This is a genomic window from Pseudomonas brassicacearum, assembly GCF_000585995.1.
Taxonomy (GTDB): Bacteria; Pseudomonadota; Gammaproteobacteria; order Pseudomonadales; family Pseudomonadaceae; genus Aquipseudomonas; species Aquipseudomonas brassicacearum_A.
Map to the genome: position 1 here is coordinate 2,120,111 of NZ_CP007410.1, position 26,944 is coordinate 2,147,054.

Annotated in this window: 21 protein-coding genes; 8 read left to right on the forward strand and 13 right to left on the reverse strand. The window is 61.4% G+C overall.

Annotated elements, in window-relative coordinates; genetic code table 11:
• Positions 1-3: 3 nt before the first annotated feature.
• The 6 genes from ccoO (CD58_RS09195) to ccoN (CD58_RS09220) form a co-directional block, all read right to left on the reverse strand.
• On the reverse strand, positions 4-612 hold the full coding sequence (gene ccoO / locus CD58_RS09195; RefSeq protein ID WP_018925301.1) for a cytochrome-c oxidase, cbb3-type subunit II: 609 nt from the start codon (positions 610-612) through the stop codon (positions 4-6).
• Positions 612-2,054: a cytochrome-c oxidase, cbb3-type subunit I gene (gene ccoN / locus CD58_RS09200; protein WP_025212729.1), complete on the reverse strand. Its 1,443-nt coding sequence runs from the start codon at positions 2,052-2,054 to the stop codon at positions 612-614. Before ccoN (CD58_RS09200) ends, ccoO (CD58_RS09195) begins: the two co-directional genes overlap by 1 nt.
• Before the next feature lie 495 nt (positions 2,055-2,549).
• Complete coding sequence (ccoP, locus tag CD58_RS09205) at positions 2,550-3,503, reverse strand: cytochrome-c oxidase, cbb3-type subunit III (RefSeq protein ID WP_025212730.1); 954 nt, start codon at positions 3,501-3,503, stop codon at positions 2,550-2,552.
• Positions 3,500-3,703: a cbb3-type cytochrome oxidase subunit 3 gene (locus tag CD58_RS09210; protein WP_025212731.1), complete on the reverse strand. Its 204-nt coding sequence runs from the start codon at positions 3,701-3,703 to the stop codon at positions 3,500-3,502. The genes ccoP and CD58_RS09210 overlap by 4 nt, the downstream gene beginning before the upstream one ends.
• A gap of 3 nt (positions 3,704-3,706) precedes the next feature.
• Positions 3,707-4,315 (reverse strand): cytochrome-c oxidase, cbb3-type subunit II, encoded by a 609-nt coding sequence (gene ccoO / locus CD58_RS09215; protein ID WP_025212732.1) that lies wholly within the window; start codon positions 4,313-4,315, stop codon positions 3,707-3,709.
• Positions 4,316-4,325: 10 nt separating this feature from the next.
• Complete coding sequence (ccoN, locus tag CD58_RS09220; protein ID WP_025212733.1) at positions 4,326-5,750, reverse strand: cytochrome-c oxidase, cbb3-type subunit I; 1,425 nt, start codon at positions 5,748-5,750, stop codon at positions 4,326-4,328.
• A gap of 96 nt (positions 5,751-5,846) precedes the next feature.
• On the opposite strand from ccoN (CD58_RS09220), the gene CD58_RS09225 reads away from it, so the two are divergent.
• Positions 5,847-6,533: an alpha/beta family hydrolase gene (locus CD58_RS09225; RefSeq protein WP_025212734.1), complete on the forward strand. Its 687-nt coding sequence runs from the start codon at positions 5,847-5,849 to the stop codon at positions 6,531-6,533.
• A 175-nt stretch (positions 6,534-6,708) separates the two neighbouring features.
• Here CD58_RS09225 and CD58_RS09230 read toward each other — a convergent pair whose 3' ends face one another.
• From CD58_RS09230 to acnA, 3 genes are all read right to left on the reverse strand, one after another.
• The gene (locus CD58_RS09230) at positions 6,709-8,274 is read right to left on the reverse strand and encodes a methyl-accepting chemotaxis protein (protein ID WP_025212735.1); all 1,566 of its coding nucleotides are present in this window, start codon (positions 8,272-8,274) and stop codon (positions 6,709-6,711) included.
• Positions 8,275-8,351: 77 nt separating this feature from the next.
• Positions 8,352-9,140 carry a CPBP family intramembrane glutamic endopeptidase gene (locus CD58_RS09235; protein ID WP_025212736.1) on the reverse strand — a complete coding sequence of 263 codons (789 nt, stop codon included), beginning with the start codon at positions 9,138-9,140 and terminating at the stop codon, positions 8,352-8,354.
• A 124-nt stretch (positions 9,141-9,264) separates the two neighbouring features.
• Entirely contained in the window at positions 9,265-12,006 is a 2,742-nt protein-coding gene (acnA, locus tag CD58_RS09240) for an aconitate hydratase AcnA (protein ID WP_025212737.1), read from the reverse strand.
• Between the two features lie 172 nt (positions 12,007-12,178).
• Between acnA and rlmM the strand changes: the two genes are divergently transcribed.
• On the forward strand, positions 12,179-13,252 hold the full coding sequence (rlmM, locus tag CD58_RS09245) for a 23S rRNA (cytidine(2498)-2'-O)-methyltransferase RlmM (RefSeq protein WP_025212738.1): 1,074 nt from the start codon (positions 12,179-12,181) through the stop codon (positions 13,250-13,252).
• Between the two features lie 186 nt (positions 13,253-13,438).
• Positions 13,439-13,690: a sulfurtransferase TusA gene (gene tusA / locus CD58_RS09250; protein ID WP_003183455.1), complete on the forward strand. Its 252-nt coding sequence runs from the start codon at positions 13,439-13,441 to the stop codon at positions 13,688-13,690.
• Here the strand turns inward: tusA and CD58_RS09255 are convergent.
• On the reverse strand, positions 13,687-15,090 hold the full coding sequence (locus CD58_RS09255; protein ID WP_025212739.1) for an MATE family efflux transporter: 1,404 nt from the start codon (positions 15,088-15,090) through the stop codon (positions 13,687-13,689). The two genes, tusA and CD58_RS09255, sit on opposite strands and share 4 nt — an antisense overlap.
• Positions 15,091-15,414: 324 nt before the next feature.
• Here CD58_RS09255 and pdxB point away from each other — a divergent pair, with 324 nt between their 5' ends.
• Positions 15,415-16,557, forward strand: coding sequence for a 4-phosphoerythronate dehydrogenase PdxB (pdxB, locus tag CD58_RS09260; RefSeq protein ID WP_025212740.1), 1,143 nt, complete (start codon positions 15,415-15,417; stop codon positions 16,555-16,557).
• A 191-nt stretch (positions 16,558-16,748) separates the two neighbouring features.
• Here the strand turns inward: pdxB and CD58_RS09265 are convergent, their stop codons facing one another.
• Positions 16,749-16,928, reverse strand: coding sequence for a PA1571 family protein (locus tag CD58_RS09265; RefSeq protein ID WP_003199629.1), 180 nt, complete (start codon positions 16,926-16,928; stop codon positions 16,749-16,751).
• Positions 16,929-17,178: 250 nt separating this feature from the next.
• On the opposite strand from CD58_RS09265, the gene CD58_RS09270 reads away from it, so the two are divergent.
• The gene (locus CD58_RS09270; protein WP_162178155.1) at positions 17,179-18,960 is read left to right on the forward strand and encodes an ABC transporter transmembrane domain-containing protein; all 1,782 of its coding nucleotides are present in this window, start codon (positions 17,179-17,181) and stop codon (positions 18,958-18,960) included.
• 169 nt (positions 18,961-19,129) lie between these two features.
• Here the strand turns inward: CD58_RS09270 and CD58_RS09275 are convergent, their stop codons facing one another.
• Positions 19,130-21,058, reverse strand: a complete 1,929-nt coding sequence (locus tag CD58_RS09275) for a transglycosylase SLT domain-containing protein (protein ID WP_025212742.1) — start codon at positions 21,056-21,058, stop codon at positions 19,130-19,132.
• Positions 21,059-21,271: 213 nt separating this feature from the next.
• On the opposite strand from CD58_RS09275, the gene CD58_RS09280 reads away from it, so the two are divergent.
• Positions 21,272-23,185: an ATP-binding cassette domain-containing protein gene (locus tag CD58_RS09280; protein WP_025212743.1), complete on the forward strand. Its 1,914-nt coding sequence runs from the start codon at positions 21,272-21,274 to the stop codon at positions 23,183-23,185.
• Between the two features lie 133 nt (positions 23,186-23,318).
• On the opposite strand, the gene CD58_RS09285 is transcribed toward CD58_RS09280, so the two are convergent.
• Positions 23,319-23,759, reverse strand: coding sequence for a universal stress protein (locus CD58_RS09285; RefSeq protein WP_025212744.1), 441 nt, complete (start codon positions 23,757-23,759; stop codon positions 23,319-23,321).
• A 102-nt stretch (positions 23,760-23,861) separates the two neighbouring features.
• On the opposite strand from CD58_RS09285, the gene CD58_RS09290 reads away from it, so the two are divergent.
• The gene (locus CD58_RS09290) at positions 23,862-24,299 is read left to right on the forward strand and encodes a hypothetical protein (protein ID WP_025212745.1); all 438 of its coding nucleotides are present in this window, start codon (positions 23,862-23,864) and stop codon (positions 24,297-24,299) included.
• Between the two features lie 488 nt (positions 24,300-24,787).
• Positions 24,788-26,935, forward strand: coding sequence for a fatty acid oxidation complex subunit alpha FadB (gene fadB, locus CD58_RS09295; RefSeq protein ID WP_025212746.1), 2,148 nt, complete (start codon positions 24,788-24,790; stop codon positions 26,933-26,935).
• Positions 26,936-26,944 lie beyond the last annotated feature (9 nt).

Here is a 26,944-nt window from a genome sequence, read left to right on the forward strand (position 1 = left end):
AGATCACCGTTTGCTTTTGATGATGGTGCCCAGGCCTTGCAAATAGGCCACCAGCGCGTCCATTTCAGTCTTGCCCTTCACGGCATCCTTGGCACCGGCGATGTCTTCGTCGGTGTAAGGCACGCCCAGGGTGCGCAAGACTTCCATTTTCTTGGCGGTGTCTTTGCCGTCGAGCTTGTTTTCTACGAGGAACGGGTAGGCCGGCATTTTCGACTCAGGCACCACGTTGCGCGGGTTGTACAGGTGCGCACGCTGCCAATCGTCGGAGTAGCGGCCGCCAACGCGGGCCAGGTCCGGGCCGGTACGTTTGGAACCCCACAGGAACGGGTGGTCCCAGACGCTTTCACCGGCGACCGAGTAGTGGCCGTAGCGTTCGGTCTCGGCGCGGAACGGACGGATCATCTGCGAGTGGCAGCCGACACAACCGTTGGCGATATAGATGTCGCGGCCTTCCAGTTCAAGGGCGGTACGCGGCTTCATGCCTTCGACCGGCTTGTTGGTCACGTCTTGGAAAAACAGCGGAACGATCTGGGTCAGGCCGCCGATACTGACGGCGATGACCATGAAGAAGGCCAGCAGGCCGATATTCTTCTCTACTGCTTCGTGCTTCATCAGTGAGCTCCAACTACGGCGATCTTGGCGGCGGCTTCAGCTTCAGCCGGGTCAGAGGCACGAACGGTGCGATACACGTTGTAGGCCATGAACAGCATGCCGCTGGCGAAGAACGCGCCGCCCAGGGCACGCACGATGAAGCCAGGATGGCTGGCTTGCAGCGCTTCGACGAACGAGTAGGTCAGGGTGCCGTCGTCGTTGATCGCACGCCACATCAGGCCCTGGGTGATGCCGTTGACCCACATCGAGGCGATGTAGAGCACGGTACCGATGGTCGCGAGCCAGAAATGCGCGTTGATCAGGCCGGTGCTGTGCATCTGCGCACGACCGAACAGTTTCGGGATCATGTGGTAGATGGCGCCGATGGAAATCATCGCGACCCAGCCGAGTGCACCGGCGTGTACGTGGCCGATGGTCCAGTCGGTGTAGTGGCTCAAGGAGTTGACGGTCTTGATGGCCATCATCGGGCCTTCGAAGGTCGACATGCCGTAGAACGCCAGGGAAACCACCAAAAAGCGCAGGATCGGGTCGGTGCGCAGCTTATGCCAGGCGCCCGACAGGGTCATCATGCCGTTGATCATGCCGCCCCAGCTCGGGGCCAGCAGGATGATCGACATCGCCATGCCCAGGGACTGCGCCCAGTCCGGCAGTGCGGTGTAGTGCAGGTGGTGCGGGCCAGCCCAGATGTACAGGGTGATCAGCGCCCAGAAGTGCACGATGGACAGGCGATAGGAATAGATCGGACGCTCGGCCTGTTTCGGCACGAAGTAGTACATCATCCCCAGGAAGCCAGTGGTCAGGAAGAAGCCCACGGCGTTGTGGCCGTACCACCACTGGATCATCGCATCGGTCGCGCCCGAGTAGGCCGAGTACGACTTGAAGAAGCTGACCGGCAGGGAGGCGTGGTTGACGATGTGCAGCATGGCGGTCACGACGATGAAGGCACCGTAGAACCAGTTACCGACATAGATGTGCTTGGTGTTGCGCTTGACGATGGTGCCGAAGAACACCAGACCGTAGGTCACCCAGACGATGGCCAGCAGGATAGCCAGGGGCCATTCCAGCTCTGCGTATTCCTTGGTGGTGGTGTAACCCAGCGGCAAGGTAACGATGGCGCCGACGATAACCGCTTGCCAACCCCAGAAGGTGAAGGCCGCGAGGCTGTCGGAAATCAGTCGCGTTTGGCAGGTTCGCTGCACGACGTAATAGGAAGTGGCAAACAATGCACAACCACCGAAGGCGAAGATCACCAGGTTGGTGTGCAGCGGGCGCAAGCGTCCAAACGTCGTCCATGGCAGACCGAAATTCAACTCCGGCCAGACCAGTTGCGAGGCGATGAAGACACCGAGCCCCATGCCAAGGATCCCCCAGACCACCGTCATGATGGCGAACTGGCGGACTACCTTATAGTTATAAGCAGTCGGACTGATTGCTGTGCTCATTCTAAGGTTCCACGGTTTGGGTGTTTTATTAGGATAAAAATCGGTCGCAAGTATGGAGAAAGCGGGGGGTCATTGCAACGCGCCATGACCTGAGTCAATGCTTTCTAAAGCTGATTCTGCGGCCTTTCCATGTTCCGTGTAGGGACAAAATTGGCCCTCGGCAAAATGTCGCAACGAAGGAAAGCGGCGAGGGGGTCGGGTCGGTTGTAACGGGGTGTGTTCGAACACGACGTTCGGGAGATGCCAGGCGATTGTCACAACACCCGGTATCTACCTGCCTTTGCGGCCTTTTTTGCCGAACGGATTGTCGAACACAACGGGTCGGGTCGACCTCAGACCGGCAATCGCCAGTGCACGAAGGGTCAGCTTAGACCCGATTCCGGAGAACCGAAAGGAGAGGGGGCAGAGGGTGCGACAATGCGTCGCAAAGGGGCAGCTACGAGCTTCAAGCTGCAAGCTACAAGGGGTACTCGTCGCTTGCAGCTTTTGCTTTGACTAGCGGCTCACAGCTTGCGGCTTGCCGCTCAACTGCTCATCACTTTTCGAAAGGCTGTACACGTACGCAGCGAGAAGTTGCACCTTGTCATTGCCAAGCAGTTCATTCTGCGCCGGCATATGCCCCTGGCGGCCATGGCGAATGGTCTGCTGCAACTGGGCCAGGCTGGTGCCGTAGATGAAGCCGGCCGGTTGCGTCAGGTTCGGCGCACCCATGGCTTCAGTGCCCTGGCCGTTGGCGCCGTGGCAGGCGACGCAGGTGGTGTTGAACGCTTGCTGACCGGCTTGCAGGTCGGCACCGCTGTCTGCCGGCAGCGGCAGGCCGGCCAGGTCGTGGCGTACATAGGCGGCTACGTTCTTGACCCCAGCGTCCCCCAGTACTTCGCCCCAGGCTGGCATCGCCGCCATGCGGCCGCCCAGGATGGTGGTCTTGATGGTGTCGGCAGCACCGCCCCAACGCCAGTTGCTGTCGGCCAGGTTCGGGAAGCCAAAGGCACCCTTGGCGTCCGAGCCATGGCAGACCGAGCAGTTGGAGGCAAACAAGCGGCCGCCCATCTTCAGCGCCTGTGGATCCTTGGCGACTTCTTCCACTGGCATGGCGGCGAATTTGGCGAAGATCGGTCCGAACTTGGCATCGGCCTTGGCCATTTCCTTTTCCCATTCATGGGCGCCGGTCCAGCCGTTCTCGTAGCCCGGCAGGATGCCTTTCCAGTTGCCCAGGCCCGGATACAGGACCAGGTAGCCGACGGAAAACACCAGGGTGCCGGCGAACAACAGGAACCACCACTGCGGCAGCGGGTTGTCGTACTCCTCGATGCCGTCGAAGCTGTGGCCCATGGTCTGGTCGACGCTGCCCTTGGTTTCGCCCTTGCGGGTAGCAATCAGCAGCCAGGTCAGGCCGATCAGGCTGCCGATGGTCAGTACGCAGATCCACGTACTCCAGAAGGTGGTCATGGCCGGGTACTCCTTGTTGCAGGGTCTTGGGGGGTGGCGATGTCGGCGGGAGGCTCGTCGGCGAACGGCAGCAGGCGCGCTTCGGCGAACTCCGAACGGCGCTTGCTGCTGAATACCCACAGGGTCAGGCCGATGAAGGCCACGAACACCACGACCGTGCCCAGGCCGCGGATCATTCCAGTACTCATTTCAAGAACCATGGCTCACCTCTTGCTCTTGATGGCAGTGCCGAGCACTTGCAGGTAGGCCACCAGGGCGTCCATTTCGGTCTTGCCCTTGAGCGAGGCCACGCTGCCGGTGATGTCGTCGTCGGTGTACGGCACGCCCAGGGTGCGCATGGTGCGCAGCTTGGTTTCGGTGTGGCTGCTGTCTACCGCCTGGGTCACCAGCCATGGATAGGCCGGCATTTTCGACTCGGGCACGACGTTGCGCGGGTTGTACAAGTGGGCGCGGTGCCAGTCATCGGAGTAACGCGCGCCAACTCGGGCCAGATCCGGCCCGGTACGTTTGGAACCCCACAGGAACGGGTGGTCCCAGACGCTTTCACCGGCGACGGAGTAGTGGCCGTAACGCTCGGTCTCGGCACGGAACGGACGGATCATCTGCGAATGGCAACCAACGCAGCCTTCGCGGATGTAGATGTCGCGGCCTTCCAGTTGCAGGGCGGTATAAGGCTTCATGCCGTCCACCGGTTTATTGGTCACGTCCTGGAAGAACAGCGGCACGATCTGGGTCAGGCCGCCAATGCTCACGGCCAGGACCATCAGCAGCATCAACAGGCCGACGTTTTTTTCGATTGTTTCGTGTTTCATGGTGGACTCCTCAGGCCATCTGCGCAGCAGCGGCGGCTTCGGCAGGCTGGTAGACCCGCACGGTGCGCCAGGTGTTGTAGGCCATCAGCAGCATGCCCAGAAGGAAGATCGACCCGCCCGCGAGCCGCACGACGAAGCCCGGGTGGCTGGCCGCCAGGGTTTCGACGAAGGAGTAGGTGAGCGTGCCGTCCTCGTTCACCGCACGCCACATCAGGCCCTGGGCGATGCCGTTGACCCACATGGAGGCGATGTACAGCACGGTGCCGATGGTCGCGAGCCAGAAGTGCGCGTTGATCAGGCCGATGCTGTGCATCTGTGGCCGGCCGAAGACTTTCGGGATCATGTGATAAAGCGCGCCGATGGAAATCATCGCCACCCAGCCGAGGGCGCCGGCGTGTACGTGGCCGATGGTCCAGTCGGTGTAGTGGGAGAGGGCGTTGACGGTCTTGATCGCCATCATCGGACCTTCGAAGGTCGACATGCCGTAGAACGCCAGGGACACCACCAAAAAGCGCAGGATCGGGTCGCTGCGCAGCTTATGCCAGGCGCCCGAGAGGGTCATCATGCCGTTGATCATGCCGCCCCAGCTTGGCGCCAGGAGGATCAGCGACATCACCATGCCCAGCGACTGCGCCCAGTCCGGCAGCGCGGTGTAGTGCAGGTGGTGGGGACCGGCCCAGATGTACAGGGTGATCAGCGCCCAGAAGTGCACGATGGACAGGCGATAGGAATACACCGGACGCTCGGCTTGCTTGGGCACGAAGTAGTACATCATCCCCAGGAAGCCTGCGGTGAGGAAGAAGCCCACGGCGTTGTGGCCGTACCACCACTGCACCATCGCGTCCGTGGCCCCGGCGTAGACCGAGTAGGACTTGGTGAAGCTCACGGGCAATTCCAGGTTGTTGACGATGTGCAGGATCGCCACGGTGAGGATGAACCCGCCGAAGAACCAGTTACCGACGTAGATGTGCTTGGTGTTGCGTTTGGCCACGGTGCCGAAGAACACGATGGCGTAGGCGACCCAGACGATGGTGATGAGAATGTCGATCGGCCATTCCAGCTCGGCGTACTCCTTGGAACTGGTGTAGCCCAGCGGCAGGCTGATGGCCGCCAGCAGGATCACCAATTGCCAGCCCCAGAAGCAGAACGCCGCCAGTTTCGGGGCGAACAATTGAGTCTGGCAGGTGCGTTGCACCGAATAGAACGAACTGGCGAACAATGCGCAGCCGCCAAAGGCGAAGATCACCGCGTTGGTGTGCAGTGGGCGCAGACGGCCGAAGCTGGTCCATGGCAAATCGAAGTTGAGTTGTGGCCAGACCAATTGGGCGGCGAGAAAAACCCCGAGCCCCATGCCGACGATGCCCCACACCACCGTCATAATGGCGAATTGGCGGACCACCTTGTAGTTGTAGGCGGTACTGATAGAAGTGTTCATGGTTCCCCATCCACGGTTCAGCCGAAGTGAGCGCCTGCGCAAGGCAGTGCGGCGTCCTTCGCCTGGAGTTATAGGCAGACTAAAAGCGAGGTCAGCATGGACAAACAGCACAAGGCCAGTATTGATAGAGATCAATGGGCGCGATGTGTGGCCGAACACGGCTGGCTCTGGACCGCCGGGCAATCGGGCGTTGGCACCGAGCCACCGACCCTGATCCTGGCCCACGGCGCGGGTGCGCCGATGGACAGCGGCTTCATGGAGGAAATGGCCGCGCGCCTTGCCGCGCATGGCATCAACGTGTTGCGCTTCGAGTTTCCCTACATGGCTCAACGACGTTTGGATGGGGGCAAGCGCCCACCCAACCCGGCGCCGAAGCTGCTGGAGTGCTGGCGTGAGGTGTACGCCACGGTGCGGCCTTATGTCGCTGGGCGGCTGGCCATTGGCGGCAAGTCCATGGGCGGGCGCATGGCGAGCCTGGTAGCCGATGAGTTGAGCGTCGATGCGCTGGTGTGCCTGGGCTATCCCTTCTATGCGGTGGGCAAGCCAGAGAAGCCACGGGTCGAGCACTTGGCGGGACTGAGGACTCGAACCTTGATCGTCCAGGGCGAGCGCGATGCGTTGGGCAACCGGGAAGCGGTGCAGGGGTATGATTTGTCACCGGAAATCGAGGTGATGTGGCTGGTGGCGGGGGATCATGATTTGAAACCGCTGAAGGCTTCGGGGTTTAGTCATGAGCAGCATTTGGAGGCTGCGGCGCAGAAAGTGGCCGGGTTTCTTCTGTAGAACGATGTTGTTTGACCGGGCCTCTTCGCGGGCAAGCCCGCTCCCACATGGGAATGCATTCGCGTGAACGCCTACGGTCCCCTGTGGGAGCGAGCTTGCTCGCGATAGCGGTCTCTCAAGCAATAAAAAACCCGGAAGCTTTCGCTGTCCGGGTTTTTTATGAGGCAGGCATCTGTCAGCGGTTAAACCGCTCCACCAACGAATACTGGGTATTGGCCGTTCGGGTCAGTTCTTCGCTCAGCAGCGCCGAGCTGTGGGCCTGCCCCGAGGTCTGGTCAGCCAGTGCCGAGATGTTGCTGATGTTGCGGCTGATCTCCTCGGCCACTGAGCTTTGTTCCTCGGTGGCAGCGGCGATCTGTGTGGTCATGTCGGTGATGTGGGCCACCGCTTCGCTGATCCCCACCAATGCCTGGTCCGCTTCCATGACCCGCGCCACGCCTTCTTCAGCTTGGCGATGGCCGGCGTCCATGGTCTGCACGGCGTTGGTGGCGGTTTGCTGGAGCTTGGCGATCAGGGCATGGATCTGCCCGGTGGATTCGCTGGTGCGTTGCGCCAGTTGCCGCACTTCGTCGGCCACCACGGCGAAGCCGCGGCCCATTTCCCCGGCGCGGGCCGCTTCGATGGCGGCATTGAGGGCCAGCAGGTTGGTCTGGTCGGCGATGCCTTTGATCACATCTACCACGCCACCGATCTCGTCGCTGTCTTTGGCCAACTGGGTCACGGTCTGGCCGGTTTCGCCGACCACTACTGAAAGGCGCTCGATGGCTTCGCGGGTTTCCCCAGCGATGTCGCGGCCGCGACGGGTCAGGCGATTGGCTTCCTGGGTGGCATCGGCCGTGCGCTGCACGTGACTGGCGACTTCCTGGGTGGTCGCGGCCATCTGGTTGACCGCAGTGGCGACCTGTTCGGTTTCTATCCGCTGGCGCTCCAGGCCACTGGAGCTGTTGTGGGCCAGGGTGTTGGACTGGCGGGCCTGGTCGTTAAGGTGCTCGGCGGTGTCCTGCAGGCGGGTCAGGCAGGTTTTCAGGCGCGCTTCCTGGCTGAGGATCGACATCTCCAGGCGTGCCTGGGCGCCGCGACTGTCGGTGTACATTTGGGCGATCAGCGGGTCGGAGGTGGTTTGCTCGGCCAGGCGCAGCAGGCGCTTGACTCCGCGTTGCTGCCATTGCAGGCCCATCAGGCCCAACGGCACCGATAACACAGCAGCCAGGGCAAAGCCCCAATGGGAGTTGAAGAAGGCTCCCACGACGAAACTCAACTGGCTGACCAGGATAAACGGCAGCCAGTCCTGCAGCATCGGCAACCATTTGTCGCTGCTGGGGACCGCGGATTTGCCCTTGTTGATACGTTGATAAAGCGCTTCGGCCCGGGCGATCTGCTCGGCGGAAGGCTTGACTCGCACCGATTCGTAGCCGACCACCTGATTGCCTTCGAACACTGGCGTGACGTAGGCGTTGACCCAGTAATGGTCACCGTTCTTGCTGCGATTCTTGACGATGCCCATCCATGGCAAGTCTTGTTTCAGCGTGCTCCACATGTGCGCAAACACGGCAGGCGGGACATCGGGGTGACGCACGAGATTGTGCGGTGAACGGATCAGCTCTTCCTTTGAATACCCACTGATTTCAACGAACGCGTCGTTGCAGTAGGTGATCACGCCCTTGGCATCGGTGGTGGAAATCAATCGTTGCTGGGCCGGGAAGGTCCTTTCTCGTTGTGTGACGGGCTGGTTGTTACGCATGGTGTGGTCAATCCGCAAGGCTTTGAAAGGTTGTCGGCGCCGTCAGGTTTTTATTGAAGTTATTTTTCCCGTCGCTATCACGCCAGCATTGGGTAGGTAAATAGGGCGAAATGAAGCAGGTTGAGGCCGAAGTGGGTGGCAATCGCCGCACCCAGACCGCCAAAGCGATAGGCAAGGCCGTAACCGATACCCGCCAGGCCCGACAGCAGCACCCACTCCCAGCCAGCCCCGACGTGCACCAGGCCGAACAGCAGCGAAGCCAGCAGTAACGCCAGATTGTCGCCGTAGCCCAGATGTTTGAAGTATCGGCTCAGGCCTCCTTGAATGTAGCCACGAAACAGTGCTTCCTCCACCAGGGTGACCAATAAAAGATTATTAAATACCCACAACCAGGCGTGATCCGGCCACTTCGGCGCCCAATGGATCATGCCCAGCAGCAGCGCCCCGCCGAGGGCCAGCACCGCGCTCAGCGCCAGCCCCAGGGCCGTGGCGTAGACCGCCAAACGCAACGAGCGCCGGCCGACGATCCAGGGGCAGGCCAGCAGCAGCCAGAAGCCGATCAGCGCCTTGTCCTGGTTCAGGTACATGGCAAACGGCACAGCGTCATCGGTCAAGCGTTGCGCCGGGATCGCTCGCCCATTGAAGAAGCCCGGCATCCAGTGCAGGGCCAGCGCCAGCGCCATCACCACGAACAGGACATGGCCGAGAAACCGCCCTACCGGCATCTGCTGTTGACGAACGGCATACCCGGCGAGTAGCAACAGTGCTATCGAAATGACCGCGGTCCAGGCCAAATGGCCGAAGATCAGGGCCAGGCCATAGCCGATGGAGAGGAGGGCCAGGTAGGGCCAGGGTAGGGCAGGCATATCACATCCTTTTGAGGCGGGTGAGCGGTTGAGGCGGGCAGGCAGGCTGAGTCGGCGGGATTATAGGCAGGCTGATACAAAAACACCGCCCTTAAGCGGCGGTGTTTTCGTAGGACGGGTCTTTTTAAGCTGCAATCAATTGCCGTAGGACATAGTGAAGGATCCCGCCGGCCTTGAAGTACTCCACTTCATTCAAGGTATCGATCCGGCACAACACTTCAATCCGCTCCTGGCGGCCGTCCTCCCGGGTGATCACCAGCGGCAGGTTCATGCGGGGTGTCAGTTCGACGTTGTCCAGTCCGAGGATGTCCAGGGTTTCCTTGCCCGTGAGGTTCAGGCTCTTGCGGTTCTGGTCGAGCTTGAACTGCAAGGGCAGCACGCCCATCCCCACCAGGTTGGAGCGATGGATACGCTCGAAGCTTTCCGCGATCACTGCCTTGACCCCCAGCAGGTTGGTGCCCTTGGCCGCCCAGTCCCGGCTGGAGCCGGTGCCGTATTCCTGGCCCGCGATCACCACCAACGGCGTGCCTGCAGCCTGATACAACATGGCGGCATCGTAGATCGGCATTTTTTCGCCACTGGGAATGTAGAGCGTATTGCCGCCTTCTTCACCGCCGAGCATTTCGTTGCGGATACGGATATTGGCGAAGGTGCCGCGCATCATCACCTGGTGGTTGCCGCGCCTTGAGCCGTAGGAGTTGAAGTCCCGGGGCTCCACGCCCTGCTCGCGCAGGTAGCGGCCGGCCGGGCTGTCGGTCTTGATGTTGCCGGCCGGGGAGATGTGGTCGGTGGTCACCGAGTCCCCCAGCAGGGCCAGGACGCGGGCGCCCTTGACGTTTGTGACGGCCGGTGGCGGACCGGCGATATCATCGAAAAACGGCGGATGCTGGATGTAAGTCGAGTCGGACTGCCATATATAAGTCGCCGCCTGCGGCACCTCGATGGCCTGCCATTGCTCGTCACCGGCAAACACGGCGGCGTACTCCTTGTGGAACATGCTGGTGTTCACCTGGGCCACGGCATTGGCCACTTCCTGGCTGCTGGGCCAGATGTCCCGCAAGTACACCGGGTTGCCGTCGCGGTCGTTGCCCAGCGGCTCGCTGCTGATGTCGATGCGCACCGTGCCGGCCAGGGCATAGGCGACCACCAGGGGCGGCGAAGCCAGCCAGTTGGTCTTCACCAGTGGATGGACCCGGCCTTCGAAGTTGCGGTTGCCCGACAAGACGGAGGCTACGGTCAGGTCGGCTTTCTGGATGGCTTTTTCGATCGGCTCCGGCAGCGGTCCGGAGTTACCGATGCACGTCGTGCAACCGTAGCCCACCAAGTCGAAACCGAGTTTGTCCAAGTACTCGGTCAGGCCGGCGGCCTTGTAGTAATCGGTGACCACCTTGGAGCCCGGCGCCAGGGAGCTCTTGACCCACGGCTTGCGAGTCAGGCCTTTTTCCACGGCTTTTTTGGCCAATAGTCCGGCGGCCATCATCACGCTGGGATTGGAGGTGTTGGTGCACGAGGTGATGGCGGCGATCACCACCGCGCCGTTTTTCAGGCGATGGGTGTGGCCTTCGAATTCGTACTCGGTTTCCCCCACCTGATCGGCATTACCCACCGCGACGCCACCGCCACCTTCGCTTTCCAGGCGACCTTCTTCTTTGCTGGTGGGTTTGACTTGCAGCCCCAGGAAGTCACTGAAGGCCTGGCCAACGTTGGGCAGCGAAACCCGGTCCTGGGGGCGTTTCGGCCCGGCAAGGCTGGCTTCGACACTGCCCATGTCCAGCTCCAGGGTATCGGTGAACACCGGTTCCTGGCCGGGCAAGCGCCACAGGCCCTGGGCTTTGCAATAGGCTTCCACCAGCTTCACGGTTTCCGCCGGGCGTCCGGACAGACGCAAGTAGTCCAGGGTCACGTCGTCCACCGGGAAGAAGCCGCAGGTGGCGCCGTACTCCGGAGCCATATTGGCGATGGTGGCGCGGTCGGCCAGGGGCAGGTCGGCAAGGCCGTCGCCATAGAACTCGACGAATTTGCCCACCACGCCTTTTTTTCGCAGCATTTGCGTGACCGTCAGCACCAGGTCGGTGGCCGTGATGCCTTCGCGCAGTTTGCCGATGAGCTTGAAGCCGATGACTTCGGGAATCAGCATCGACACCGGCTGGCCGAGCATTGCCGCCTCTGCCTCGATCCCGCCGACACCCCAGCCCAGCACGCCGAGCCCGTTGATCATGGTGGTGTGGGAGTCGGTGCCCACCAGCGTGTCGGGGAACGCGTAGGTGCGGCCGTCCTCTTCGCGGGTCCACACGGTGCGGCCCAGGTATTCGAGGTTGACCTGGTGGCAGATGCCGGTGCCCGGCGGTACCACGCTGAAGTTGTCAAAGGCGCTCTGGCCCCAGCGCAGGAAGGCGTAGCGTTCGCCGTTGCGCTGCATTTCGATGTCGACGTTCTGCTCGAACGCCTGGCTGCTGGCGAATTTGTCCACCATCACCGAATGGTCGATGACCAGGTCCACGGGCGACAGCGGGTTGATCCGTTGGGGATCGCCGCCGGCCTTTTCCACGGCGGCGCGCATGGCGGCCAAGTCGACCACGGCGGGGACACCGGTGAAGTCCTGCATCAACACCCGTGCCGGGCGGTATTGAATCTCGCGGTCGGAACGACGGTCCTTCAGCCAACCGGCCAGGGCCTTGAGGTCGGTGCCGGTAACGGTTTTTTCATCTTCCCAGCGCAGCAGGTTTTCCAGCAGCACTTTCAGGGACATGGGCAGCTTGTCCAGGTCTCCCAGGCTTCGGGCGGCTTCCGGCAGGCTGAAATAGTGGTAGGTCCTGGCGTCGATTTGCAGCGTTTTAAGGGTTCTCAGGCTATCGAGAGACGGCATTGAAATAACTCCTTTGAGTCCGCACGGCTACGGACTGACGGGACGGGCAGAGCCTTTAACCTAGCCCTGTTTTAAGCGTATGACTAATCACTGGACTCTATGGGCAGGTCCGGGGTTCCGAACTCCGCTATCATGCGGCGGTTTTCGTGACAGGCTTTGCTACGGAGTTTCAATGAACACGCTTTTTATGCACTGTCGGCCGGGCTTCGAAGGCGAGGTCTGTTCCGAGATCGCCGAGCACGCCGCGCGGCTCAACGTGGCCGGCTACGCCAAGGCCAAATCGGCCAGTGCCTGCGCCGAATTTGTCTGCACCGAAGACGACGGCGCCGAACGGTTGATGCGCGGCCAGCGTTTCGCCGAGTTGATTTTTCCGCGCCAGTGGGCCCGCGGTACCTTCATTGATTTGCCGGAAACCGACCGCATCAGTGTCATTTTGGCCCACATGGCCGATTTCCCGACCTGCGGCAGCCTGTGGCTGGAAGTCGTGGACACCAACGACGGCAAGGAGCTGTCGAACTTCTGCAAAAAGTTCGAAGGGCCGCTGCGCAAAGCGCTGAGCGCTGCCGGCAAGCTGCTGGACGACCCACGCAAGCCGCGTCTGCTGCTGACGTTCAAGAGTGGCCGCGAAGTGTTCCTGGGCCTGGCAGACCCTGATAATTCGGCGATGTGGCCGATGGGCATTCCTCGCCTGAAATTCCCCCGGGAGGCGCCGAGCCGCTCCACCCTCAAACTCGAGGAAGCCTGGCACCATTTCATCCCGCGGGACCAATGGGACGAGCGCCTGCACGGTGACATGACTGGCGTGGACCTCGGCGCGGCACCCGGTGGCTGGACCTGGCAACTGGTGAACCGTGGGATGCTGGTGACCGCCATCGACAACGGTCCGATGGCTGAAAGCCTGATGGACACCGGCCTGGTGCAGCACCTGATGGCGGACGGCTTTACCTTCAAGCCGAAACAACCGGTGGACTGGATGGTCTGCGACATCGTCGAGAAGCCGGCGCGTAACGCGGCGATGCTGGAAGAGTGGATCGGCGAGGGCCATTGTCGCGAAGCGGTGGTCAATCTCAAGCTGCCGATGAAGCAACGGTACGCCGAGGTCAAGCGCCTGCTCGAACGCATTGCCGACGGTTTCAAGGCCCGGGGCATCAAGGTCGAGATCGGTTGCAAGCAGCTGTACCACGACCGTGAGGAAGTGACCTGCCATTTGCGGCGGTTGGACACGAAGAAGCCGAAGTCCCGTTGATGCTGCCTTGGGCAGTTTTGTGGCGAGGGAGCTTGCTCCCGCTGGGTTGCGAAGCAACCCCGATCCAAAGAGCGACGACTGCTGCGCAGCCGAGCGGGAGCAAGCTCCCTCGCCACAGGTATGGATACAGGTCTGTTAAGGGCGCCGACATTGCGCGACAATGCCGGCCAGTTTCAGGAGTAGAACATGAGTGAAATGAACGACACGCCGGTCGACGGCACGCTGGATGCCACCGGCCTCAATTGCCCGGAGCCGGTGATGATGCTGCACCAGCATATCCGTGACCTGGCTCCCGGTGGCCTGCTGAAAGTCATCGCCACCGACCCCTCGACCCGCCGCGACATCCCCAAGTTTTGCGTGTTCCTGGACCACGAACTGGTGGCCCAGCAGGAAGAGGCGGGCACCTACCTCTACTGGATCCGCAAGAAGCTCGCTTAACCCGTCGAGCGGCTGATGCGGATCTGCTTGCGCGCGCTGCGGGCCAGGCGAATCGACAGCATCAGCGCCGCGCAGCTCAGGCCCACGATCAAGCCTTGCCACAACCCGCTCGGGCCGCTGGCCGCGCCGAGCCAATCGGTCAGACCCAGGGCATAACCCACTGGCAGGCCGATGCCCCAATACGCGAACAGCGTCAGGATCATCGTCACCCGGGTGTCCTGATAGCCGCGCAACGCGCCCGCCGCCGTGACCTGGATCGCATCGGAAAACTGAAACAGCGCCGCATAGACGATCAGCATCGACGCCACCTCGATCACCACCGGATCGGCGGTATAGATCGCCGCGATGGGCCCGCGCAGTGCGAACATCAGGCTCGCCGACAGGCAGGCGTAGGCCAACGCCGTGCCCATGCCCACACCCGCGGCGAAACGCGCTTCACGGGGCTGAGCGCGCCCCAGGGCCTGGCCGACCCGCACCGTCACGGCCATGCCCAGGGAGTAGGGGATCATGAACACCAGGGAACTGAAGTTCAGCGCGATCTGGTGCCCGGCAACCACGGTGGCGCCGAGGCTGCCGATCAGCAGGGCAATCACTGCGAAAATACTCGACTCGGCAAACACCGCGATGCCAATCGGCAGGCCGATGCCCAGCAGGCGCTTGATGACCGCCCACTGCGGCCAGTCGAAACGCCTGAACAACCGGCTCGATTGATAGGCCGGTGCCCAGCGGGCCCAACCCGCCATGCCCAGGGCCATGACCCACATCACGATGGCCGTGGCCCAGCCGCAACCGACGCCGCCCATGGCCGGCACGCCGAGGTGGCCGTAGATGAAGATGTAATTGAGTGGAATGTTCAGTGCCAGCCCGCACAAGCCCAACACCATTGCCGGACGCGTACGACCCAGGCCGTCGCTGAAGCAGCGCAGCACGTGATACAGCGCCACGGCCGGCAGGCCGGTGCCGATACCCCGCAGGTATTCCATGCACGGACCGATCAGTTCAGGGTCGACCTTCATGATGTGCAGGATCGGCTCGGCACTGAACAGCGCCAGCGTGGCGATCAACCCCACCACCAGCGCCAGCCACAGCGCCTGGCGTACCAATGGACCGATCTGGTCGAACGTGCCGGCGCCGAAGCGCTGGGCGACTTTCGGGGTGGTGGCCAGCAGCGTGCCGGTCATCAACAGGAACACCGGCACCCAGATCGAGTTGCCCAGCGCCACCGCCGCCAAGTCCCGCGGGCCGACGCGCCCCGCCATCACGGCATCGACAAAGCCCATGGCGGTGGTCGCCAATTGCGCCACCATGATCGGCAATGCCAAGGCCAGCAGCGTTCTGAGCTCCAGGCGTACCCGGGCTGGGCGGGAGAGGGGGGTGGGGGTGTCGATCACAGGGTTCACAGGCGAAGCGTCCGAAAAGATTAAGCGCGAGGCGGCGGATTCTACGCCTTGACGCAGTGGTCAGGAAAAAACCTGTGTTGTGGATTTGTAATCGCTTGCTCCCGCGTGTCCAGCCTGTACTGTTTGGACCGGGGACAGGGTGACCCGTGGCGAGGGAGCTTGCTCCCGCTCGGCTGCGAAGCAGTCGTCGCTCTTTGGATTGGGGTTGCTGCGCAACCCAGCGGGAGCAAGCTCCCTCGCCACAACATCGTCCACTGAAGTAATGCGCTGGCCCATCAAGGCGCGTAGCGCCTACACTGCCTACCCCGCCAAAGGAGCTCTGCCATGCTGATCGTCGCTGACGAAAACATCCCCCTGCTTGATGCGTTTTTCCAAGGTTTCGGCGAAATCCGCCGGGTGCCCGGGCGGGGCATCGACCGGGCGACGGTCGAGCAGGCCGACGTGTTGCTGGTGCGCTCGGTCAGCCAAGTCAATCGGGCGCTGCTGGAAGGCAGCAAGGTGCGCTTCGTCGGTACCTGCACCATCGGCACCGATCACCTGGACCTGGATTATTTCGCCGAGGCCGGTATCCGCTGGGCCAGCGCGCCGGGCTGCAATGCCCGTGGCGTGGTGGACTATGTGCTGGGCAGCCTGATGACCCTGGCTGAAATCGAAGGCGCGGACCTCCAGCAGCGGACCTTCGGCGTGGTGGGTGCCGGCCAGGTAGGCGGGCGGTTGATCGAGGTGCTCAAGGGGCTTGGCTGGACCGTGAAGGTCTGCGATCCGCCACGCCAAGTCGCCCAAGGGGGCGAGTATGTGAGCCTGGAACAGATCATCGAGCAGTGCGATGTGATCAGCCTGCACACACCGTTGACCCGCGACGGTGAACACCCGACCTGGCACCTGTTTGACGAAACACGTCTGAACCAGCTCAAGCCCGGCACCTGGTTGATCAACGCGGCCCGAGGCCCGGTGATCGATAACGCCGCGCTGCGCGAGGTGTTGCTGGAGCGGGAGGACTTGCAAGCGGTGCTGGATGTCTGGGAGCAGGAGCCGACCGTGGACGTTGACCTGGCCGACCTGTGCGTGGTCGCCACACCGCACATTGCCGGTTACAGCCTCGATGGTCGCCAGCGCGGCACGGCGCAGATCTACGAAGCCTTGTGCGTTTTCCTGGAACGACCGGTTGAAGTGCGCCTGAGTGACCTGTTGCCTCGGCCTTGGCTGGCGGGCATCACCCTCGACGCCGAAACCGATCCGGCCTGGGCCCTGGCAGCGCTGTGCCGGAGTGTGTACGACCCACGTCGCGACGACGCGGATTTTCGCCGCAGCCTGGTGGGAACGGCCAGTGAGCAACGCAGTGCGTTTGATGCCCTGCGCAAGCACTATCCACCACGCCGGGAAATCGACAGCCTGAAGGTTCGCATCGTAGGAGAGGCCCCGGCTTTGCAACAGATCGTGACAGCGCTGGGTGCCACTGCCCTTTAAGGGGGATGCGTTCTTGTGGCGAGGGAGCTTGCTCCCGCTCGGCTGCGCAGCAGTCGTCGCTTCTGGGCCCGCAGGAATGGGGTTGCTTCGCAACCCAGCGGGAGCAAGCTCCCTCGCCACGGAATTTCGGCCAGACGGACAGGCATAAAAAACCCGACATCAGCGTCGGGTCCAATTGAAGACGGGCTGTATCACTTTTGTTCGGCAGGTTTGACCAGGCGTTTTTCCAGTTCGCTGCACGCCTTCTGGATCATGTCTTCAGTGATCGGTACTTCGCGCCCTTGGGCGTCGATAAACGAGCAGCCCAGGGACTGGTCCGGTTGCGTGCGGATCACTTGAATCTTGTCGTCGCTGCTGTGTTGCAAGGACATGGCCTGTCTCCTCATCAGGTTGTGTGCCTACTTTAATGTCGCCAGGTGACCGAGCCATGACACTCCTTGTAGGTTCATGGCGACACCTCCACTCAATCAGAAACACCGTTGCGTTTCCAGCCAGACTTTAGACCGATAACATCTATACGCTAGTCGCTGCGGTCATATTTAACCTGACTCATTCTGATTCAACCCTGGTTGCGCTGCGTTTCGGTACCGCTGGCCGGTTTTTTTCCTGTTGTTTTATCGGATGCTCCTGATGCTTTCTTCCCAGCAACGCCGCGCCATACGCCTGGCCAGCGGTTTCATCGCCCCTTATCGCAAGCAGGTTGTCGGCGCTTTACTGGCCCTGATTGTCACCGCCGGTATTACCTTGTCCATGGGGCAAGGCATCCGGTTGTTGGTGGACCAGGGGTTCATGACCCGCTCACCGCACCTGCTCAATCAATCCATCGGCCTGTTCATGGTGCTGGTGGTGGGGTTGGCGATCGGTACCTTTGCCCGTTTCTACCTGGTGTCGTGGATCGGCGAGCGGGTGGTGGCCGATATCCGGCGGCAGGTCTTCAACCATCTGGTGTACTTGCACCCCGGTTTCTACGAAAACAACCGCAGTTCGGAAATCCAGTCGCGACTGACCACCGACACAACCTTGTTGCAGTCAGTGATCGGTTCGTCGCTGTCGTTGTTTTTGCGCAACGCCTTGATGGTCATTGGCGGCATCGTGCTGCTGTTCATCACCAATCCCAAACTCACCAGCATCGTGGTGATCGCATTGCCGCTGGTGCTGGCGCCGATCCTGATCTTCGGCCGGCGGGTGCGCAGCCTGTCGCGTCAGAGCCAGGACCGTATCGCCGACGTTGGCAGCTACGTCTCCGAAACCCTCGGCCAGATCAAGACCGTGCAGGCCTACAACCATCAGGTCCAGGATGAACAGCGTTTTTCCGTGACTGTGGAGCAGGCCTTCGACACCGCCCGCAAGCGTATCGCCCAGCGGGCCTGGCTGATCACGCTGGTGATCGTGTTGGTGCTGGGGGCGGTGGGTGTGATGCTCTGGGTCGGCGGCATGGATGTGATCGCCGGGCGAATTTCCGGCGGTGAACTGGCGGCTTTTGTGTTCTACAGCCTGATCGTCGGTAGCGCCTTTGGCACCCTGAGCGAAGTGATCGGTGAGTTGCAACGTGCGGCCGGTGCGGCGGAGCGCATTGCCGAGTTGCTGCGTTCGGAGAACATCATCCAGCCGCCGGTTTCAGGCCTGGTGACGTTGCCGGAGCGGGTTCGCGGCGATTTGCGCCTCGAAGGCGTGCGGTTTTCCTATCCTACCCGACCGGAAAGCTATGCGGTCGACGGCCTTGACCTGACCATCCACGCGGGTGAAACCCTCGCCCTGGTCGGGCCCTCCGGCGCCGGAAAATCAACGGTGTATGACCTGCTGCTGCGTTTCTACGACCCGGTGCAAGGGCAGATTCTCATCGACGATGTGCCGTTGACCCAGCTCGATCCGCTGGACCTGCGCCGTCATTTCGCCCTGGTTTCGCAAAACCCGGCGCTGTTTTTCGGCACGGTCGAAGAGAACATTCGCTACGGTAATCCTGAAGCGACTTCCGAGCAGGTGCGCGAGGCCGCACAGATCGCCCATGCCCACGACTTCATCGAAAAAATGCCCGATGGCTACCAGACCCATCTGGGCGATGGCGGCCTGGGGTTGTCCGGCGGCCAGCGCCAACGCCTGGCCATCGCCCGGGCCCTGCTAGTGGACGCACCGATCCTGCTACTGGACGAAGCCACCAGTGCCCTCGACGCGCAAAGCGAACACCTGATTCAGCAAGCCCTGCCCAGCCTGATGAAAAACCGCACCACCCTGGTCATCGCCCACCGCCTGGCGACGGTGAAAAACGCCGACCGGATCGCGGTGATGGACCAGGGCAAGGTGGTTGCCGTGGGTACCCATCAGGAGCTGGTCGCCAGCAATGCGCTGTATGCGCGGTTGGCGGCGTTGCAGTTCAATGTGGGTCGGGGCGCGGAAATCGACTAATACAGCGCCCGCATGGGATGTTCAGTAGATAAGGATTTTGTGTTTGATGCATGCCCCTGTGGGAGCGAGCTCGCGATAGCGGTGAGTCAGCTTGCATTCATGTTGCAGGTTCCGACGCCATCGCGAGCAAGCTCGCTCCCACAGTAAGAGGGCTTTGTGGGAGAGTTAATCACTGATCATCGAAATACCGCTCATGCCAGTCCACCAACGGCTGCGGCGAGTTGAGTTTCTGGCCGTAGATCACCGAATATGACAATACGTTCTGCACGTATTGGCGGGTTTCGTCGAAGGGAATGCTCTCGACCCAGACGTCGAAGCTCAAGTGGTCGGCGCCGCGCAGCCACTGGCGCACGCGACCGGGGCCGGCGTTGTAGGCGGCGGAGGCCAGGACGCGGTTGCCGTTGAACTGGCTGTGGACCTGGCTCAGGTAGGCCGCGCCGAGCTGGATGTTCTTGTCCGGGTTCAACACTTGCTGCGGCGAGGCCAGGGGAATGCTGAACTTGCGCGCGGTTTCCTTGGCAGTGCCTGGCATCAATTGCATCAGGCCGGCGGCACCGACGCCAGAGCGGGCATCATCCATGAAGGCACTTTCCTGGCGGGTGATGGCGAACGCCCAACTTGGATGCAAGCCGCGGATCTTGGCTTCGCGCACCAGGGTGTCGCGGTGGGCCATTGGGAAACGGATGTCCAAGTCGTCCCAGTACTTGGCCTGGCTGATGGTACGGATCGCCGGGAAATACCACTTCAGGTCGTAGGCCAGTTTCGCCTGGGCGACCATCTCGTCCCGACTGAAATGCCGGCTGACGTGATACCACTCGCGGCGTCCGTCGACAATGTCGCCGCGGGCGTGAAACTCCAGGGCCCGACGCACGCCGGGGGTGTTGCGCACCTTGTTGACCAGCGCCTGGCTCATCACCAGCGGCTTGTTGACCAGCGAGTACGGCGACTGGGAGCGGTCGGCGGCGAGGAAGCCATAGAAGTCTCGCTCACGGGCCAGATGCTTGTAGAGCGTCAGCGCCTCGGGGTTCTGCGGCTGTGCCAGCTCGAGCGTACGGGCCTGCCAGTAGCGCCAGCGGTTGGTGCTGGCCAGCGTCTCGGGCAGGCGGCGGGTCAGCTGGTAGGCGTCGTCCCAACGAGCCAGGCGCAGCAGTAGGCGCAAGCGCCATTCCGAAACGGTGTCGTCCCGCAGTTCCGGGTCGTATTTGGTCATGACGTCGAGCGCGCGGCTGTCGAAGCGCTTGGCCAGGGTCAGGCCGATTTCCCGGGCAATCGCGACTTTTTCATCCCGGGAAAAATGCATGGTGCTGGCGTAGCCGTCCAGCAGCGCCATGGCTTTTTCCGGGTCTTGGCGGGCCAGCCGGCGCAGGCCGAGGCTGACGATATCGGACATCGGTTCATCGGCCGGGGTGAAGCGCGAGGGTTGGTTGAGCAGTTCGGGCTTTTGCGCCACGTCCACCAGCAATTGGCCACGAGGGGCGAGGGAGGTCAGGCCGCTGACCAGGCTGTTGGCCAGCGGGTAATTGCGTGCCTGGGCAGCCAACTTGGCGCGCTCCCAGCGCTTCTGTTCGGTCAACTGACCCTGGGAAGCCCATAGGCCAAACAGTGCGTCACACGCTGTCGGCTGGGACTTGCCGGTAAGCCAGAGTTTCTCGGTGTTGGCGTAACCCTCGGCCTTGAGGCCGTGGCTGAGCTGATATTGGGCGTTGAGGCAGTCCAGTTCGGTGAAATTGAGCTTGGGGTCGTAATACTTGACGAAGGTTTCCCAGTCGCCGCGCTCGGTCAGCCAACGCAGCCAGCGCAGTTTCATCCAGTTGGCCTGGGGCAGATCACCGTGTTCGGCGAGGAATTTCTCGATTTCGGCGTTACTGGCGCTCTTGAGGCGAGCGGTCAGTTCGTCATAAGCGAGGTACGGCTCCAGCGGATAATCGCGAAGGGCCTGGCTGTAGCGAAAATAGGGACCGGAATCACCCTTGGCCAAGGCGCGCTTGGCCTCATCGTAATACTGACGCTGGGTGGAAATATCCACCGCCTGAGCGGTTTGAAAGGCAGTGGCACACACGAAAAGACAAGACAAGACACTAAAAAGGCGACTGCGCATGATACGTCCGGGCAGAAAAAACATGACAAGCCCAAGGGTTAACCCAGGGTAACTGTCTGTAGCTTAGCCTTTTGCCAGCAACCGGCGAAAGCTTTGCGGGGCCGCAGGTGCAAGTTCGCAACATTTGTTGTGCAGAGTGCTTCCATGGCGAAATTGGCGGACTCTTGAAGCCTCATCTCAGGTAGAATGCGCGCCCGGTTTTTGGAGAAGCTCATGACCCTGCTCAAATTCAGCGATGTGTCCCTTGCTTTCGGCGCTATGCCGTTGTTGGACAAGGTGTCCTGGCAGATCGCCCGTGGTGAGCGGGTGTGCATCATCGGCCGCAACGGCACTGGCAAGTCCAGCATGATGAAGCTGGTCAAGGGCGACCAGAAGCCCGATGACGGCTCGGTCTGGCGCGCGCCAGGCCTGAAAATCGGCGAATTGCCCCAGGAACTGCCGGTGGCCGACGAGCGGACCGTGTTCGACGTGGTTGCCGAAGGCCTGGACGGTGTTGGCGCGCTGCTGGCCGAGTATCACCACCTGAGCCAGAACATCGTCACCGACGCTGACCTGGACAAGTTGATGCACGTGCAGCACGACCTTGAAGCCCGTGATGGCTGGCGGTTACAGCAACTGGTCGACAGCACCCTGAGCCGCCTGCAACTGCCGGCCGACAAGACCCTCGCCGAGTTGTCCGGCGGCTGGCGTCGCCGTGTCCTGCTGGCCCAGGCCCTGGTGTCCGAGCCGGACTTGCTGCTGCTCGACGAACCGACCAACCACCTGGACATCGGCGCCATCGCCTGGCTTGAAGAGGCCTTGAAGGACTTTCAGGGCGCGGTGCTGTTCATCACCCACGACCGTTCTTTCCTGCAAAACCTGGCAACGCGCATCCTCGAACTGGACCGCGGCGGCCTGATCGACTGGAACGGCGACTACGCCAGCTTCCTGGTGCACAAGGAAGCGGCGCTGGCAGCTGAAGAAACCGCTAACGCGCTGTTCGATAAGAAGCTGGCCCAGGAAGAAGTCTGGATTCGCCAGGGAATCAAGGCCCGTCGCACCCGCAACGAAGGTCGTGTGCGGGCGCTGAAAGCCTTGCGCATGGAACGCAGTGAGCGTCGCGAGCGCACCGGCAAGGCCAACATTCAGTTGGATACCGCTGACAAGTCCGGCAAGCAGGTGATGGTCCTGGAGAACGTGAGTTTCGCGCACCCTGGCGGCCCGTTCCTGATCAAGGACTTCTCCATGGTGCTGCAGCGTGGTGATCGCATTGGTCTCCTGGGTGCCAACGGTACCGGCAAGACCACCTTGCTCAAGTTGATGCTCGGCGGCCTGGTGCCGACCAGTGGCAAGGTGGAAGAGGGCACGAAGATCGACGTTGCCTACTTCGACCAGCTGCGCCATCAACTGGATCTGGAAAAGACCGTGATCGATAACGTGGCCGAAGGCCGCGATTTCATCGATATCGATGGCCAGAGCCGGCATGTGCTGAGCTACCTGGGCGATTTCCTGTTCAGCCCTCAGCGCGCTCGTACGCCAGTCAAGGCGCTGTCCGGCGGTGAACGTGCCCGTCTGTTGCTGGCCAAGCTGTTTAGCAAGCCGGCGAACCTGCTGGTGCTCGACGAACCGACCAACGACCTGGACGTGGAAACCCTCGAATTGCTGGAAGAGGTGTTGTTGACCTTCAACGGCACCGTACTGATGGTCAGTCACGACCGGGCATTCCTCGATAACGTGGTCACCAGTACCTTGGTATTCGAAGGCGAAGGCCTGGTGCGCGAATACGTCGGTGGTTATCAGGACTGGCTGCGCCAGGGCGGCTCGCCGCGTCTGCTGGGCGTGACCGAGAGCAAGTCCGGCAAGGCCGACCTGAATTCGGCAGTGGTCAAGGCCGAGCCTGTCCCGGTCGCCGCAGCAGCAGCGCCAGCGAAGAAAAAGCTCAGCTACAAGCTGCAGCGCGAGCTGGAAGCGCTGCCGGGTGATATCGACGCCAAGGAAAAGCAGATCGCCGCGGTGGAAGCTGAAATGGCCGACGCTGGGTTCTACCAGCGGCCTGCTGCCGAGACCGCCAAGGTGATTGCTCACCTGGAGCAGTTGCAGGCCGAGCTGGATGCACTGGTCGAGCGCTGGGCTGAACTGGACGCTTGAGCCCGCACGCTCAATGACTGTGGCGAGGGAGCTTGCTCCCGCTGGGCTGCGAAGCGGCCCCTGGCGGTGAGTGCTTCGCACTCAAGCGGGAGCAAGCTCCCTCGCCACAGGTTCAGTGAGTTCCTTGGGGGAATCAGCTGCGCTTGACCAGGTGCACCGCCAGCACATCGCAAGGCGCGCCATGCAGCACGTCGTTGGCGGTCGAACCCAGCAACAGCGCCAGGCCATGGCGGCCATGGCTGCCGACGATGATCAGGTCGCAACCCTGTTCCTTGGCCAGGTGATGGATCTCCTGGCGCGGCTGGCCGTAGGTCAGGTGGCAGTTCTCCTTTTTCAGGTCCGGGTACTTCACGATCAGTCGGTCAAGGCGTTCCTTGGCTTGATCGAATTGCTGCTGCTGCAACTGGGAAAGGTCCATTGGCACATCACCACCAAAGGCCATGGCCATCGGCTCGACGATATGCACCAGCGACAGTTTGGTGTCTCTGCCGTCGCACAGGGCGCGGGCGCGTTTGACGACGGGATCGCATTCTTCAGTGAGGTCGACGGCGACCAGGACGTTTGTGTAGTACATGGAAAGCACTCCAGAGAATTGCGATACGGTAAGTATGGCTGGTTTCAAGCGCATTGAAGGTGAGGTGGCTCAATGGGCTCATCAGAATTCGGGAGTACAGATATGACGGTCTGGATAGTGGTGTCAATCCTATTAGTGGTGTTAAGCCCCTTGGCATGGTTGCGGCCGTCCCGTGTTCAGAGCGGTCGCATGGCCCTGCGCATGGAGGCGCGACGCCTGGGATTGGCCATGCAGCTGGCGCCGCAGGAGTGGCCGCACTGGCTCGGCCAGCAGCCGCCAAACCCCTGTGCCCAGTACCACCGACCCCGGCGCGGCAAGCAGCCGGCTGTCTGGAGTTATTGGCAAACTGCGCCGGGCGTCTGGGTCAACCAATGGCGGGAAGTCTGCCAGGATGAGGCGTTGCTCAATCATTTCGAAAAACTGCCGGCCAACGTCTACAAAATCGAAGCCGACCGGCAAATGATCGCCTTGTACTGGGGCGAGAAGGGCGAAGCCAGTGTTTTGCAGGACATTACCGACGTGCTCAAGGCGCTGGCCTGAGGCGTAAAAAAGCCCGACAGTCTCATCGGGCGGGTTGGCCAGGCAGGCCGGTAATCAATCTCATGTCAGGGCGTGCGTTCGTAACGTCCTTCGTTCCCAAATATTCATTCGCGCTTCCGACAGCGTAGTCGGCTGGATCCGGTATGTCTGGAATTAGGGCGATTTTTCTAATTATTGATTCTATGAATAGCTGCTCATGCGGTGCGGTGTTGTGGATCCGTATGGTTCGGAAATGACCGTAAAGTCGTGCTCAGCCCCCTGTTTAGGGCGATTGACAATTGTCGGAAATTCCGTGAAGGTGACGTACCCAAATCAAACGGGCGTATGAATTGAGCGTTTGTATTTTCAGAATGCTCCTACAGAACCCGACTATCGCGTTGACGGGTGTGCCCGGCGGATTGGCGTAGCATCGACGGTAACGTCAATGCCGAACCAGCAGCCAGCGTCCAACGTGTACTGTTCAGCTTCCATATCGTGGAGATCAGTTGATGATTTACGAAGGTAAAGCCATCACGGTTAAGGCTCTTGAAAGTGGCATCGTCGAACTGAAGTTCGATCTCAAGGGTGAGTCCGTCAACAAGTTCAACCGTCTAACCCTGAATGAATTGCGTCAGGCCGTGGACACTATCAAGGCAGATGCTTCGATCAAGGGTGTGATCGTCAGCAGCGGCAAGGACGTCTTCATCGTCGGCGCCGATATCACCGAATTCGTCGATAACTTCAAGCTGCCCGATGCCGAACTGATCGCTGGCAACCTCGAAGCCAACCGTATTTTCAGCGACTTCGAAGACCTCAACGTACCGACCGTCGCGGCCATCAACGGTATCGCCCTGGGCGGCGGCCTGGAAATGTGCCTGGCCGCGGACTACCGCGTCATGTCCACCGTCGCCAAGATCGGCCTGCCGGAAGTCAAGCTGGGCATCTACCCAGGCTTCGGCGGTACCGTGCGCCTGCCGCGCCTGATCGGTGCCGACAACGCCATCGAGTGGATTGCCGCTGGCAAGGAAAACCGTGCTGAAGACGCCCTGAAAGTCGGCGCGGTGGATGCCGTGGTCGAGCCTGGCAAACTCCAGGAAGCGGCCCTTGAAATGATCAAACGCGCCATCAGCGGCGAGTTTGACTACAAGGCCAAGCGTCAGCCGAAGCTGGAAAAGCTCAAGCTCAACGCGATCGAGCAAATGATGGCCTTCGAGACCGCCAAGGGTTTCGTCGCCGGTCAGGCAGGCCCGAACTACCCGGCGCCGGTCGAAGCGATCAAGACCATCCAGAAAGCCGCGAACTTCGGTCGCGACAAGGCCCTGGAAGTCGAGGCCGCAGGCTTCGTCAAGCTGGCCAAGACCTCGGCTGCGCAAAGCCTGATCGGTCTGTTCCTCAATGACCAGGAGCTGAAGAAAAAGGCCAAGGTCTACGACGAAATCGCCCGTGACGTGAAGCAGGCCGCGGTACTCGGTGCCGGCATCATGGGTGGCGGTATCGCCTACCAGTCGGCGTCCAAAGGCACGCCGATCCTGATGAAAGACATCAACGAACACGGTATCGAGCAAGGCCTGGCCGAAGCGGCCAAGCTGCTGGTCGGCCGCGTTGATAAAGGTCGCATGACTGCGGCGAAGATGGCCGAAGTGCTCAACGGCATTCGTCCAACCCTGTCCTACGGCGATTTTGGCCATGTCGACCTGGTGGTCGAAGCGGTTGTCGAGAACCCGAAGGTCAAGCAGGCGGTACTGGCTGAAGTCGAAGACAAGGTTAAAGAGGACACTATCCTCGCCTCGAACACCTCGACCATTTCCATTTCGCTGCTGGCCAAGGCCCTCAAGCGTCCGGAAAACTTCGTCGGCATGCACTTCTTCAACCCGGTGCACATGATGCCGCTGGTGGAAGTGATCCGGGGTGAGAAGTCCAGCGAACTGGCCGTAGCCACCACCGTGGCCTACGCCAAGAAAATGGGCAAGAACCCGATCGTCGTCAATGACTGCCCGGGCTTTTTGGTCAACCGCGTGCTGTTCCCTTACTTCGGCGGTTTCGCCAAGTTGGTCAGCGCTGGCGTGGATTTCGTGCGCATCGACAAGATCATGGAGAAATTCGGCTGGCCCATGGGCCCGGCGTACCTGATGGACGTGGTCGGCATCGACACCGGCCACCACGGTCGCGACGTCATGGCTGAAGGCTTCCCGGACCGCATGAAGGACGACCGTCGTTCGGCTATCGATGTGCTCTACGAAGCCAAGCGCCTGGGTCAGAAGAACGGCAAGGGCTTCTACGCCTACGAGACCGACAAGCGCGGCAAGCAAAAGAAAGTCGCCGATTCGTCGGTGCTGGAAGTGCTCAAGCCGATCATCTACGAGCAGCGTGAAGTCACCGACGAAGACATTATCAACTGGATGATGATCCCGCTGTGCCTCGAGACCGTTCGTTGCCTGGAAGACGGCATTGTCGAAACCGCCGCCGAAGCCGACATGGGTCTGGTCTACGGTATCGGTTTCCCTCCATTCCGTGGCGGTGCGCTGCGTTACATCGATTCGATCGGTGTGGCCGAGTTCGTTGCCCTGGCTGACCAGTACGCTGATCTGGGCGCGCTGTACCACCCGACCGCGAAGCTGCGTGAGATGGCCAAGAACGGCCAGCGTTTCTTCGGTTAAGCGCCCAAC

What these genes read in the sequence shown, in the direction of transcription:
- ccoO (WP_018925301.1), bottom strand. Translation starts at nt 612, where the DNA reads ATGAAGCACGAAGCAGTAGAGAAGAATATCGGCCTGCTGGCCTTCTTC.
- ccoN (WP_025212729.1), bottom strand. Translation starts at nt 2,054, where the DNA reads ATGAGCACAGCAATCAGTCCGACTGCTTATAACTATAAGGTAGTCCGC.
- ccoP (WP_025212730.1), bottom strand. Translation starts at nt 3,503, where the DNA reads ATGACCACCTTCTGGAGTACGTGGATCTGCGTACTGACCATCGGCAGC.
- CD58_RS09210 (WP_025212731.1), bottom strand. Translation starts at nt 3,703, where the DNA reads ATGGTTCTTGAAATGAGTACTGGAATGATCCGCGGCCTGGGCACGGTC.
- ccoO (WP_025212732.1), bottom strand. Translation starts at nt 4,315, where the DNA reads ATGAAACACGAAACAATCGAAAAAAACGTCGGCCTGTTGATGCTGCTG.
- ccoN (WP_025212733.1), bottom strand. Translation starts at nt 5,750, where the DNA reads ATGAACACTTCTATCAGTACCGCCTACAACTACAAGGTGGTCCGCCAA.
- CD58_RS09225 (WP_025212734.1), top strand. Translation starts at nt 5,847, where the DNA reads ATGGACAAACAGCACAAGGCCAGTATTGATAGAGATCAATGGGCGCGA.
- CD58_RS09230 (WP_025212735.1), bottom strand. Translation starts at nt 8,274, where the DNA reads ATGCGTAACAACCAGCCCGTCACACAACGAGAAAGGACCTTCCCGGCC.
- CD58_RS09235 (WP_025212736.1), bottom strand. Translation starts at nt 9,140, where the DNA reads ATGCCTGCCCTACCCTGGCCCTACCTGGCCCTCCTCTCCATCGGCTAT.
- acnA (WP_025212737.1), bottom strand. Translation starts at nt 12,006, where the DNA reads ATGCCGTCTCTCGATAGCCTGAGAACCCTTAAAACGCTGCAAATCGAC.
- rlmM (WP_025212738.1), top strand. Translation starts at nt 12,179, where the DNA reads ATGAACACGCTTTTTATGCACTGTCGGCCGGGCTTCGAAGGCGAGGTC.
- tusA (WP_003183455.1), top strand. Translation starts at nt 13,439, where the DNA reads ATGAGTGAAATGAACGACACGCCGGTCGACGGCACGCTGGATGCCACC.
- pdxB (WP_025212740.1), top strand. Translation starts at nt 15,415, where the DNA reads ATGCTGATCGTCGCTGACGAAAACATCCCCCTGCTTGATGCGTTTTTC.
- CD58_RS09265 (WP_003199629.1), bottom strand. Translation starts at nt 16,928, where the DNA reads ATGTCCTTGCAACACAGCAGCGACGACAAGATTCAAGTGATCCGCACG.
- CD58_RS09270 (WP_162178155.1), top strand. Translation starts at nt 17,179, where the DNA reads ATGCTCCTGATGCTTTCTTCCCAGCAACGCCGCGCCATACGCCTGGCC.
- CD58_RS09275 (WP_025212742.1), bottom strand. Translation starts at nt 21,058, where the DNA reads ATGCGCAGTCGCCTTTTTAGTGTCTTGTCTTGTCTTTTCGTGTGTGCC.
- CD58_RS09280 (WP_025212743.1), top strand. Translation starts at nt 21,272, where the DNA reads ATGACCCTGCTCAAATTCAGCGATGTGTCCCTTGCTTTCGGCGCTATG.
- CD58_RS09285 (WP_025212744.1), bottom strand. Translation starts at nt 23,759, where the DNA reads ATGTACTACACAAACGTCCTGGTCGCCGTCGACCTCACTGAAGAATGC.
- CD58_RS09290 (WP_025212745.1), top strand. Translation starts at nt 23,862, where the DNA reads ATGACGGTCTGGATAGTGGTGTCAATCCTATTAGTGGTGTTAAGCCCC.
- fadB (WP_025212746.1), top strand. Translation starts at nt 24,788, where the DNA reads ATGATTTACGAAGGTAAAGCCATCACGGTTAAGGCTCTTGAAAGTGGC.